Annotated in this window: 10 protein-coding genes and 1 tRNA gene; 3 read left to right on the top strand and 8 right to left on the bottom strand. The window is 28.2% G+C overall.

What is annotated here, in order from left to right; translation table 11 throughout:
- The first annotated feature begins 266 nt into the window (after positions 1-266).
- Positions 267-1,169: an arginase gene (rocF, locus tag RWY47_RS07760; protein ID WP_025161244.1), complete on the top strand. Its 903-nt coding sequence runs from the start codon at positions 267-269 to the stop codon at positions 1,167-1,169.
- A gap of 55 nt (positions 1,170-1,224) precedes the next feature.
- Here rocF and RWY47_RS07755 read toward each other — a convergent pair whose 3' ends face one another.
- The 5 genes from RWY47_RS07755 to polA are packed head-to-tail and all read right to left on the bottom strand — an operon-like array spanning position 1,225 to position 6,989.
- On the bottom strand, positions 1,225-1,437 hold the full coding sequence (locus RWY47_RS07755) for a heavy-metal-associated domain-containing protein (protein ID WP_025161243.1): 213 nt from the start codon (positions 1,435-1,437) through the stop codon (positions 1,225-1,227).
- 52 nt (positions 1,438-1,489) lie between these two features.
- A complete protein-coding gene (locus RWY47_RS07750) occupies positions 1,490-3,205 on the bottom strand; it encodes an ABC transporter substrate-binding protein (protein WP_150886384.1) in 1,716 nt (571 codons plus the stop codon).
- Positions 3,192-3,761 (bottom strand): lytic transglycosylase domain-containing protein, encoded by a 570-nt coding sequence (locus tag RWY47_RS07745; protein ID WP_021428621.1) that lies wholly within the window; start codon positions 3,759-3,761, stop codon positions 3,192-3,194. The genes RWY47_RS07750 and RWY47_RS07745 overlap by 14 nt, the downstream gene beginning before the upstream one ends.
- Positions 3,754-4,356 (bottom strand): dephospho-CoA kinase, encoded by a 603-nt coding sequence (gene coaE, locus RWY47_RS07740; protein WP_021428603.1) that lies wholly within the window; start codon positions 4,354-4,356, stop codon positions 3,754-3,756. The genes RWY47_RS07745 and coaE overlap by 8 nt, the downstream gene beginning before the upstream one ends.
- Positions 4,357-4,364: 8 nt before the next feature.
- Positions 4,365-6,989 carry a DNA polymerase I gene (gene polA / locus RWY47_RS07735; protein WP_150886385.1) on the bottom strand — a complete coding sequence of 875 codons (2,625 nt, stop codon included), beginning with the start codon at positions 6,987-6,989 and terminating at the stop codon, positions 4,365-4,367.
- A gap of 138 nt (positions 6,990-7,127) precedes the next feature.
- Here polA and RWY47_RS07730 point away from each other — a divergent pair.
- Positions 7,128-7,214 (top strand) — tRNA-Leu (locus tag RWY47_RS07730).
- Between the two features lie 187 nt (positions 7,215-7,401).
- On the opposite strand, the gene RWY47_RS07725 is transcribed toward RWY47_RS07730, so the two are convergent.
- From RWY47_RS07725 to RWY47_RS07715, 3 genes are all read right to left on the bottom strand, one after another.
- Positions 7,402-7,623 (bottom strand): small, acid-soluble spore protein, alpha/beta type, encoded by a 222-nt coding sequence (locus RWY47_RS07725; protein WP_021432026.1) that lies wholly within the window; start codon positions 7,621-7,623, stop codon positions 7,402-7,404.
- 110 nt (positions 7,624-7,733) lie between these two features.
- Positions 7,734-11,264: a pyruvate:ferredoxin (flavodoxin) oxidoreductase gene (gene nifJ / locus RWY47_RS07720; RefSeq protein ID WP_150842141.1), complete on the bottom strand. Its 3,531-nt coding sequence runs from the start codon at positions 11,262-11,264 to the stop codon at positions 7,734-7,736.
- Between the two features lie 138 nt (positions 11,265-11,402).
- Positions 11,403-12,125, bottom strand: a complete 723-nt coding sequence (locus tag RWY47_RS07715) for a hypothetical protein (protein WP_150842140.1) — start codon at positions 12,123-12,125, stop codon at positions 11,403-11,405.
- Positions 12,126-12,314: 189 nt separating this feature from the next.
- Here RWY47_RS07715 and RWY47_RS07710 point away from each other — a divergent pair.
- Positions 12,315-13,199: selenium metabolism-associated LysR family transcriptional regulator (locus tag RWY47_RS07710; protein ID WP_316030287.1), on the top strand; the 885-nt coding region annotated here is incomplete at its 3' end.

Here is a 13,199-nt window from a genome sequence, read left to right as displayed (position 1 = left end):
TTATATATCTATTAATATAATTTTTATTTTAATATTTATGTATATATTTTTCTTATTTGTCAAATAATATTAATGTAAATCAAACATACTCAATCTCCCCAATTTAGACTTCTATTATTTCCCCCAATAGAAGTCTTTTTTTTTACGATTAATGAAATTAAATTTGATAGAAAAACAAAGCTAAATTTTTATTAATTTAGGTTTTCTTAAATGCATTGTGGTAAAATATAACACGGGTAGAGATTAGATATACAGGAGGGTTAGTCATGAATATAAATATTATAGGAGTACCTACATTTTATGGTTGTGATAAATTAGGACCTCAATTAGGTCCTGATAAATTAAGAGAAAAAGGAATCATACAAACAATAAAAAAGTATAACCACCAAGTTTATGATCTTGGTAATTTATATGTTGAAAGTGTTGATGAAAGCGAAAAATTTGCTTCTCACTCTGATATGAAGTACTTTAAACCATTATTAGATATAAACACCAATCTTGCACATGCTGTAAATACATCTTTAAAAACTGGATATTTTCCGCTTATAGTTGGTGGTGACCACTCTATAGCTCTTGGAAGTATTTCTGGTGTTAGTGAATATTTTGATAAAAAATTTGCAGTGGTATGGTTTGATGCTCATGGAGATATAAATACATTTGAAACATCCGAATCTAAAAATGTACACGGTATGCCATTGGCTTCTTTAATGGGATATGGTCATAGTGAATTAAAAAACTTATATACTGAAAATATTAAGATATCAGAAGATAACGTTTATCATATAGGCGGTAGAGATATAGATTCTGGAGAAAAAGAGTTTATTCAAAATACAAATATGAATATGTACTATCCTGAAGATATAGCTAATAAAGGGTTAGATTCTATAATAAGTTGTATTTTATCTAGTTTACATAGTAAAAATATACAAGCAATACATATTAGCTTTGATTTAGATTTTATAGATTCTCAGTATGTACCTGGTACTGGAACTAGAGTTGAGAATGGTTTTACCGTTGATGAATCTAAGTATCTTCTTACTAAACTTTTAGAATCAGGTTTAGTTAAGTCAATGGATTTAGTTGAACTTAATCCATCATTAGATAAAGATGATATTACCGCTGACATAGCCATCGATATATTAGACACGGTTTTCAAAAACTTAAAATAGATATATTATTCTTAATCATAAAAAAATACCAGTAGTTTCCTACTGGTATTTTTATTTATTCTATTCCTTTTAACTCATATCCTAAATCCTCTATTACCGATTTTATCATGTCATCAGATACATTATCATTTACTTCGACTACAGCACATTTATTTTCTAAACTTACATCTATTACTTCTAAACCTTTTATATCTTCTTGTAGAGCTTCTTTAAGATGTCTCACACAATTCATACAACTCATTCCATCTACTAATAATTTTTTTCTCATATGTTATCACCTCTGTATTTTTAAAATCTTAATTCTTATATACCCCTATATATTATTCTTTAAAACCTAGGTTGTATATACCTTCATATATATCAAAGTCATTAGGTTTTAAATTTCCTGTTATTCTTTTATTCGTTACTAAATAATCATCAGTTATACCTAAACTTACAAATGCTACATTATCATTAACGTATTTTTGAATAGATTTATATATACCCTTCGTATCATCTACACTCTTAGAACTTTTTAATGAATTTAGATAATTTGTTAATTTCTCATTAGTGTATCCACTGTAGTTTATTATATCTGTAGCGTCTGGCACTGATGATAATTCCCATCCAACTAACGCTAAATCATATTCTTTTTTATCTAAAGCTTGAGCTAATGCATCACCTTCAAGTTCTTCTACTGTAGATTTTATTCCTATCTCATTTAAGTTTTCTCTTATTAAGTGAGCAGCTTTAACTCTTTCACTATTTTCTTTATTTACAACTATTTTTAAATTTAAATTCTTAATAGCTTCTTTTAATTTCTCACTTTTTTCTTTTTCTTCTCTTGCTTTCTTAGCCTCTTTTGATTCTTTATTCGCTTCATTTTCTTTTTTATCAGTTTCTTCTTTTTTATTAGTTTCTTCTTTCTTGCTGTTCTCTTCTTTTTTAGAAGCATCATCTTTACCTGTAGCATTAGAATTAACTTTATCTATGTCTATTTTACCTAAACTTTCTTTAGCTTTTTCAACATTATATCCTATTGGTTTTACACTTGAATCATAATATTTAGACTTAGAATGTAATGGGAAATTAACATCTGATACATTTCCTAAATAAGCCTCTGATAGAATTTTCTTTTTATCTATACCATATGAAATTGCTTTTCTAAAATTGATATCATTCATTATAGGATTACTATAATTAAATATCATATATTCATATCCTCTTCCTTCATAATTAGTAATTTTAAATTCATCTTCTTGGAATTCACTTAAATCACTAATTCCAACCTTAGTTATATCACTTGATAAAGCTAAAGTCATAGAAACTTGAGCTGCCTCGTCTGGTACAATCATTACATTAATCTCTTTTTTTGCATCTTTTATTTTCTCTTTATCATAGTAATCTTCATTAAGTGTTAATACCATATTAGATTTTTTATTAAATTTAGATATTTTATATGCTCCACTTCCAACCATATTATTTTTATAATCTTTTGACTCTGCTGCATTTAATCCACTTAATTCTGATTTGCTAACTATAGGAAATATTAAATTATCTATAGAAAATGCATACGGTTGAGTAAAGTGTATAGTTAAATTTTTATTATCTGTAGAAGTTACTGATGATATATTTTCAACTAAAGGTTTATACGAACTATTTTCTGATCTCTTTATTGAGTCTATTGTGAACTCTACATCATCAGATGTAACGGGCTTACCATTATGCCAGTTAACATCTTTTAATTTTATATTTATACTTCTGCCGTCAGAAGCCATAGAGTACTCCTCTACTAATTGCGGAACAGCATTATAGTTACTATCTATTGTAAATAAGCTATCATAAACTAAATCCAAAATATATCCAACAGATTGATTATTATTATTTATAGGGTTTATTGTTTCAGGATTTACCATAGATAAATGTATATATTCTAAATTATTATTTTCACTTACATTTTGCTTTTCATTTTTGTCTTTGTTACTATCACCTTTGCCACACCCAGAAACAGCAAGCATAATAGTCATAATAACCGTCACTACTTTAATTCTTTTCATTAGCTTCTTCCTCTCCATACAATGACTTGTAAATAATATAGTTTTCTTTAACTTTGCCTAAGTAATTTTTAGTTTCATTAAATGGTATTTCATGTAATTTATTACCATCTTTACTATAAGCTTCATCATTTAACCATTTATTCACATTCCCTGATCCTCCATTATAAGCAGCTATAACTAAATCTAAATCGTTAAATTCCTTATATAACTTACTCAAATACCAACAACCTATTTTTATATTAGTTTCAGGATCAAATATATCAACTTTTCCTAATTTCAACTCATCTTGTGCCCATTTTTGAGTTATATCACTTATTTGCATCAATCCTTTGGCCTTTTTATTGGATATAGCGTTTTTGTTAAATTTGCTTTCTACTTTCATTATACTATATACTAAATTTTCATCTATTGAAAACTCTTTAGAATATGTCTCTACATATTCCTCGTATAATCTCGGATGTAATAATTTTAACACCAATTTTTGTCTTATTGATATTACTCCTAAAACTAACAACATAAAGATTATAAATATAGTTATATATCTTTTTTTATTCACACCATTTCTCCTTTATATGTGTTATTAGTTTACTTGCATCATAGATTAGCTTCTCTCTATCCCCTGAATTATCGATTATATAATCTCCAAATTTAATTTTTTCAGATTGACTCATTTGTGAATTTATACGACTCATAGCTTCATTCTTTGTAATATTGTCTCTGTTAATTATTCTTTCTAGTTGAATATTTTCATTACATGTAATAACAACTAACTTATCTACCAAATCTAAAAAGTTTCCTTCTATTAGTAAAGCCGCATCAACTATCGCAATATCTTTATTATTTGATTTTATGTTATTTATTTTTTTTATTATCTCTTTCTTTATAGCTGGATGAGTCAGTGAGTTTAATTCAATTAACTTTTTATCATCATTAAAAACTATTTCACCAAGTTTTTTTCTATCCAGAGTTCCATCGTTTCTTTTTATATTATCACCAAAAGTATCAAATACCTCTTTTAGTAAATCACTGTTATTCATAATTTCTCTAGATATTAAATCCGCATCAATTATATCAAAATAGTTTTCTTCTAAAATTTTTGACAAACTACTTTTTCCACAGCCTATATTTCCTGTTAGTCCAATTACCAACATCTTATCACCTACTTTGTTTCATACCAAGAATCTCCAGTATTTAAATCTACATCTAAATTAACATCCATAGATACAGCATGTTCCATTTCATCTTTTACAATCTTAGATACTTCTTCTAATTCCTCCTCAATGCATTCAATTATAAGTTCATCGTGAACTTGAAGAACTAATTTGGATTTCAAATCTCTTTCTTCTAATTTTTTATATACATTAACCATAGCTATTTTTATGATGTCAGCGGCACTTCCTTGTATCGGCGCATTCATAGCCAATCTTTTTCCTAAATTTTTAAGTATTGTATTAGAAGATTTTATTTCCGGTATATATCTTCTTCTATTTAAAATAGTTTTTACATATCCATCTTCTTTTGCTTCTTCAATTGTACTATCCATATATGATTTTATATCTTCATAAGTATTTAAGTAACTATCAATATAGTTTTTCGCTTCCTTAACTGGTATATGTAAATTTTTAGCTAATCCAAAATCACTTATACCATATACTATACCAAAGTTTACTGCTTTTGCGGCACTTCTTTGCTCACTTGTTACATCATTTATATCAATACCAAATACTTGTGATGCAGTTTTAGTATGAATATCTACATTATGGTTAAACGCATCTATCATATGCTCATCTTGACTCATATGTGCTAGAACCCTTAATTCGATTTGTGAGTAATCTGCATCTACTAATTTAAAGCCTTTATCTGCTATAAATACTTTTCTTATATTTCTACCTAATTCTAACCTTACAGGTATGTTTTGTAAGTTAGGATCTGTAGATGAAATCCTTCCAGTTGTTGTTATTGTTTGATTAAATGATGAATGGATTCTGTGACTTATAGGATTTATTATATTTATAAGCCCGTCTACATAAGTAGATTTTAACTTTACAATTTGTCTATATTCAGTTATCTTGTCTATAATTTCATGCTTATCACTTAAGTGTTCTAATACTTCAGCATTAGTTGAATATCCTGTTTTAGTCTTTTTAATTACTGGAAGTTCTAATTTTTCAAATAAAATAACACCTAACTGTTTTGGAGAATTAATGTTAAATTCTTCTCCTGCAAGATTGTATATGTCTTTTTCTAGTTTATCTATAGATATTTTAAATTCTTCACCTAATTCTATTAATTTATCTTTGTCTACCATAACACCTTCATACTCCATATATCCTAGCACTTCTACTAAAGGCATTTCTACATGGTAAAACAGACCGTCCATATCCATATTAACTAATTTTTCTTCCATTTTAGGAGCTACTTTTTCAACTAATTGAACTATGCTTCCAATTGTGTTGTCTAGTTCTTCTTTTTCTAGATCTTCATATTTTTTTGCTTTAACGCCTTTCCCTAACAATTCTTCAGATGATTTTATTTTTTGTCCAAAATAGTTCATCGCAATTGAATCATATGTATAGTTAGAGCTGCTAGAGTCTATTAAGTACTCTGCTATAGCTATATCAAAGTAAATATTACTTAAAGATATTCCATAAGGTCTTAGAGCTATATAATCTTCTTTTAAGTTATATCCATAAACTCTTAAATCTTCATCTACTAATAGTTCCTTTATTTCATCTATTTGACTTTCATCAGCCCAAAATAATTCTTCTCCATCAACACTCAAATAAATTTGCATTATGTTTTTTTCTAAAATATTTCCAGTTCTAGAAATAGTTTTTAATATTATCTTTTTGCTGCTTCTTGCTTTTTTTATAAATTCTTTAACGTCTTCAAGTTTATTTACTATTACTTTTAATTCTTCTGCGTTTGAATCCAACCTAGCTATTAAGCTGTTGAAATCAAGTTCATTAAATACCTCTATTAATTTTGACTTATCATAATTTCCAAACTCAAGTTTCTCTAAATCAAAATCAATTGGAACATCTCTAATTATTGTAGCTAACCTTTTACTCATTATAGCAAGCTCTTTATTTTCTTCGATTTTTTTCCTAGGACTTCCTTTTACTGAATCAATATTTTCTATTATATTTTCAATACTTCCGAATTCTTTTATAAGTTTAATACCTGTAACCTCTCCAATTCCAGGTACTCCAGGTATATTATCTGACTTATCTCCCATAAGCCCTTTTAAATCTATAAATTGAGTAGGTGTCATTCCATACTTTTCCTCAACTTTATTGAAATCATATTCTTCAACTTCTCCTACTCCTTTTTTAGTTATAAGCGTAGTTGTAGTCTTTGAAGCTAATTGAATTGCATCTTTGTCTCCTGTGACTATATACACTTTATATCCATCTTGCTCTGCTTTTAAAGATACAGTACCTATTATGTCATCAGCTTCATATCCTTCAATTTCTAAACGATTTATATTAAATGCATCTAATAAATTTTTTAACGGTTCTAACTGTTGCTTTAATTCATCTGGCATTTTTTTTCTTCCAGCTTTATATTCCTTATACTCTAAATGTCTAAAAGTCGGAGCTTTTTTATCAAATGCAACACTAATATGTGTAGGTTTATATGTATCTATCAACTTAAATAGCATATTTGTAAAACCAAATATCGCATGTGTATGTAGCCCTTTTTTATTAGTTAAATCAGGCAATGCATAAAATGCCCTATTAACAATTGAATTTCCATCTATTATAATTAACGTTTTTTCCAAATTTATCACTCCTAATTATTTATCCTCTCTATTATTGCCAATTCGTATTATATTTAATATTACCATATTATTGAATGTATATTAAGGCTAAATATATTGCAAAACGTTTTTATTACTGTTATAATAGAATTGTAACGAGCCGGTTTGCTGGAATCGGCAGACGGGGCGGACTCAAAATCCGTTGGTAGTGATACCGTGTGGGTTCAAGTCCCACAACCGGCACCAATAAGTTTTTAGAAGGGCTTCAACTATTTTGTTGAAGCTCTTTTATTTTTTTAATAAAAAAATCACTTACATTATGTAAGTGATTTTTAAGGGAAGTATTTTGATAGTTTTTTATTTTATTATAAGATTATTATAAATCCTAAAGCTTAAAATAACCTTAAATAAATTATAGAAATTAAATTTAATATTATTTTTTATTATTGTATTCTCTTAATAGAATTTCTTCTCCCATTTGAACTAATTTTTTAGACATAACTGCTCCTAAGCTTCCAGGTATATCTTCATTTTTATTAAATGAAATATTGCTTTGTTCTAAATTAAGATTCAAGGGACCTAGTTCATTGGCTATTTCTAATTTCATTTCATTTAAAGCCTGCTTTGCATTACTCACTAATGGTTTATTCGCCATTTTTATGTCCTCCTTAAAGTGTCTTCTAGTATATAATTTGCAAATCAATATATTATTATTCTATGAACACTAAATTAGAAAAAAGAGAGAATAAAATTCTCTCTTTTTAATTACATTTGTTGTGATAATAACTTATATATTTCATATCTTTCTTTTGCATTTTCTTCTGTCATATCAAATAACTCTTGAGCTATATCTGGGAATTGTTTAGCTATAGCTGAATATCTAACTTGTCCCATTAAGAAATCTCTAAAGCTTTCTGTTGGTTCTTTAGAATCTAATGTAAACGGATTTTTACCTTCATCCTTTAATTGTGGATTAAATCTATATAAATGCCAGTATCCACATTTAACAGCTTGTTCTTCATTTGCAATAGTTCTACCCATACCTTCTTTTAATCCATGAGATATACATGGTGCATAGCAGATTATAAGTGATGGTCCATTATAATTTTCAGCTTCTATTATAGCTTTTACTAATTGATTTTTATCTGCACCTAATGAAACTTGTGCTACATAAACATTACCATATGTCATTGCCATTCTACCTAAATCTTTTTTCTTTGTTCTCTTACCTGCTGCTGCAAATTTAGCCATTGCTGCAACTGGAGTTGATTTTGAAGCTTGTCCTCCAGTATTTGAATAAATTTCTGTATCAAATACTAAAACATTAACATCTTCACCTGATGCTAGAACATGATCTAATCCACCATATCCGATATCATATGCCCATCCATCTCCTCCAAGTATCCATTGAGATCTTTTTACAAGGTAGTCTTCTAATTCTTTTATTTGATTTATTAAGCAAGAAACTTTTTCATCTGATCCTTTAATATTACTTATAGCTTTTTTTACACCTTCTGATGCACAAGCTGATTCTAATCCATCATTTTTACTTTCTAACCAATAGTTAAATGCTTTTTTACTTTCTTCATCAATATTCATTCCAACTAGTTCTGTCATTAAATTTTCTATTCTATTTCTTATTTGTTTAACTCCTAAATACATCCCATATCCAAATTCAGCATTGTCTTCAAATAAAGAGTTCGCCCAAGCAGGACCTTTACCTTCATGATTTATAGTATATGGAGTAGATGGAGCTGATCCTCCCCAAATAGATGAACATCCTGTTGCATTTGCTATCATCATTCTATCTCCAAATAGTTGAGTTACTAACTTAATATATGGAGTTTCTCCACAACCTGCACATGCTCCAGAGAATTCTATAAGTGGTTGTCTAAATTGACTTCCCTTAACGCTATTTGGACTCATTATATCCCCTTTATCAGAAACTTGTGATACTGCAAAATCCCAATTTGGTATTTCTGATTCAGTTTGAGATTCAAGAGGTTTCATAACTAATGCTTTTTCTTTAGCCGGACATATATCTGCACAGTTTCCACATCCAGTACAATCCATAGTATCGACTTGCATTCTATATTGTAATCCTTCAAATCCTTTACCTATAGCTTTTTTCGTTCCAAAACTATTAGGAGCTTTGTTACTTTCTTCTTCATTTAATAAAAATGGTCTTATAGTTGCATGCGGACAAACATAAGCACATTGATTACATTGAATACAATTTTCTAATATCCATTCAGGTACATTTATTCCTACTCCACGTTTTTCATATGCTGCTGTACCATTAGGGAATGTTCCATCTTCTATTCCGTTAAATGCACTTACTGGTAAATTATCACCTTCTTGTGCATTCATCGGTCTTAATATATTTGTTATAAATTCTGGCTCATTTCTATCTTCAACACTATCTTTAGCAGTTTTCCAATCTTGTGGTGTATCTATTTTTACTATTGAACTCATACCTTTTTCAACTGCTTCATAGTTCATATTTACTATTTTTTCACCTTTTTTACCATATGCTTTTTTAATAGAATCTTTTAAATGATTTATAGCATCTTGTTCTGGTATTATTTTTGCTAATTTGAAAAATGCAGATTGCATTATCATATTTATTCTATTTCCAAGACCTATTTCTTGAGCAATTTTTGTTGCATTAACAGTATAGAATTCTATATCATTTTCAGCTATATAATTTTTGATTCTAGCTGGTAAATGATTTTCTAATTCTTCTTTACTCCATATACAGTTAAGTACAAATACTCCACCTTTTTTAAGCCCTTTTAATAAATCATATTCTGTTACATAAGATTGGTTATGACAAGCAATATAATCAGCTTCATCTATAAGATAAGTAGATTTTATAGGAGTTTTACCAAATCTTAAGTGAGACATTGTTATACCACCAGATTTTTTAGAATCATATGCAAAATATGCTTGAGCAAACATGTCAGTATTATTACCTATTATCTTTATAGCTTGTTTGTTAGCTCCAACTGTACCATCTGATCCTAATCCCCAGAACTTACATCTTATAGTTCCTTCTTGTCTTATTTTAAAGTTTCTATCTACATCTATAGATTTATTAGTTACATCATCTACTATACCTACTGTAAATTGATTTTTAGGCTTACTAGATTTTAAATTGTCATATACAGATTTTATATCTGCTGGAGTTGTATCCTTAGATCCAAGTCCATATATTCCGCCTATTATCATAGGTGTTTTTTCATTTTCATAAAATGCTGATTTTACATCTAAGTATAATGGTTCTCCTATAGATCCTGGTTCTTTAGTTCTATCTAAAACACAAATTCTTTCTACACTTGATGGTATTACATCCATAAAGTGTTTTATAGAAAACGGTCTATATAAATGAACTTTTACTAATCCATATTTTTCACCTTGTCCATTTAAATAAGTTATAGTTTCTTCTATAGTTTCAGTAACCGAACCCATTGCAACTATTATGTGTTTTGCATCTTCTGGACCAAAGTAATCAAATAAACCATGGTTTCTTCCAGTAAGTTTATTCATTTCATTCATATACTCTTCAACTATAGGTACTATATTTTCATAATATTTATTAGAAGCTTCTCTAGTTTGGAAATATATATCTGGATTTTGAGCCGTACCTCTTGTCACTGGGTGATTTGGAGATAATGCTCTTTCTCTAAACTCTTGTAGTGCTTTTTGGTCTATTAGTTTTGCATAGTCTTCATAATCTAAAACTTCTATTTTTTGTATTTCATGTGATGTTCTAAATCCATCAAAGAAATGTATAACCGGAAGTCTTCCTTTTATAGCAGCTAAATGAGCAACTGGAGCTATGTCTGCAACTTCTTGAACAGAACTTGATGCCAGTAATATACATCCAGTTTGTCTTGCTGCCATAACATCTTGATGGTCTCCAAATATAGATAAAGCCTGAGATGCAATAGCTCTCGCACTTACATGAAATACTCCAGGAAGCAATTCTCCAGATACCTTATACATGTTAGGGATCATAAGTAGTAATCCTTGAGATGCTGTAAATGTTGTTGTTAGAGCTCCAGACTGTAATGATCCATGAAATGCTCCTGCTGCTCCTGCTTCTGATTGCATCTCTACAACACTAACTTTTTGTCCAAATATATTTTTTCTTCCTTGTGCAGCCCACTCATCTACAACCTCAGCCATTGTTGATGATGGAGTTATAGGGAATATAGCTGCAACATCTGTAAATGCATACGCAACATGTGCTGCTGCAGTATTTCCATCTATAGTAATTATTTGTTTACTCATAAATTAAGCCTCCTATATATACTTACATTATGTAATTTAGTTTTATACTCACTAATTTATTATTTACATTATTTTGTTATATATACTATAAGTAAGCAAACAAAATACTCTCTATATTTAAAACATAGAGAGTATTTTTTAATTTGACATATTTATTAATTCTTTTATCAATGAAGCATCTGAAACCTGTGTTATATCTAAAATTTTTCCCTTATCTTCAGTTACTGATACAACGAAAACTGTGTTATTATTTTTACTTTGTAAAATATAATAATTTATAATTTTTGCTTTATTCTTACTATATGCAACCGCATTTGGCATATCTAAGCTAGTATCTCTAACTAACTCTTCAATATTTTTACCTATATAAGATTTTATTGATTTTAAATCAACTTTACTAGAATCAATAAATGCTTGATCATTATAAAAATCAACTATTATGTTAGCCGATTTTGCCTTTTGAGGTAAATCTTCGAATCCAGAAGAAAATCCAACAAATTCATCGCTTTCTACGTCAACAACCTTGTCTTTGCTTATATCTACATATAAAGCGCTACTTTCATACCCTTCTTTTGGATATACCATTTCAATATTTAGATTTTTTAAAATTCCTTCTTTATCTAAATGTTCAAACTCCCCATATTTTTCTGTATTTATATAATATGTCGTCATATATGGATCTCCCATAGTATCCATAACATATTCATAATTTTTCCCCATAACTTCACTAACATCATTTTGAATTTTAGTTATATTTTTTTGTTGCGTAGCTTTATCTACTTTTTTTCCACTTTTCATACTGCATCCTGAGAACATTAGTATGACTATTAGCATGATGCTAATTAGCAAACTTTTTTTCATACACTAATCCTCCTAAATTTACTTATATCTAATTATATATTATTTATTTACATTAAATAACCTAAAAAGTTATATTGTAATATTTTTGTAAGACTTATTCCGTATATTGACATTTAATTTTTATTTTATCCTAGATACTTTTTTGTGTGTTATAATATGTAAGGACATATTTAGGGGGAGGATATTTTTATGGACTTAAAACAACTTGAAGTTTTTGTAGCTGTAGCTAAATATAATAGCTTTTCTAAAGCTGCTAAAGAGCTTTTTCTTACACAACCTACAGTTAGTGCCCATATTCAAAATCTTGAAAAAAGCCTTGATACAGTACTAGTTAATAGAAATAATAAAGTAATTACACTTACAAAGGCAGGCGAAATATTATATGAACACGCTATTTATATTTTAAATAATTGTAAAAAAGCTGTTTATGATATAAAGGAATATAGCGGAAAGATAGAAGGGGTTATAGATCTTGCATGCAGTTCTATACCTGAAACATATATACTTCCTGACTTTTTAAAAAGTTTTTATACTAATTATCCAAATGTTAAATTTAGTATAAGTCGTTATGATTCTCAAGATGCTATATCAGAAATTTTAAATGAACGTATAAGTTTTGGATTTGTAGGTTCTAAGGTAAACAATAAACAAATTGAATATATAGATTTAATAGATGATGAGCTAGTTTTAATTGCTCCTAAAAATTTAATTATAGAAAATGAAAATGGTTTTATTGATATAGAAAAACTTTATAATTTAAAATTTATAATGAGAAAAGACGGTTCTGGGACTCAAAGTATCGTTATTAATAAGTTAAAGTCAAACAAAATACCGCTTAATAGCTTAGATACAATTGCTTACGTTGAATCTAATGAATCAATAAAAGAAATGGTTAAGTTAGGACTTGGGGTTTCATTTGTATCTTACACTTCAATTATTGAAGATATAAACTCAAATAAGTTAAACTTCTATAAAATTAAAAATATGAGTTTTGATAGAAAATTTTATTTTATATACTCTAAGAAAAAAGCTTTTACTCCTCTTGAGTATAAATTCTTAGATGGAGTATGTGAC

This window comes from Paraclostridium sp. MRS3W1 (genome assembly GCF_032465715.1).
GTDB lineage: Bacteria > Bacillota > Clostridia > Peptostreptococcales > Peptostreptococcaceae > Paraclostridium > Paraclostridium dentum.
This window is presented reverse-complemented; position numbering and strand designations above follow the sequence as displayed.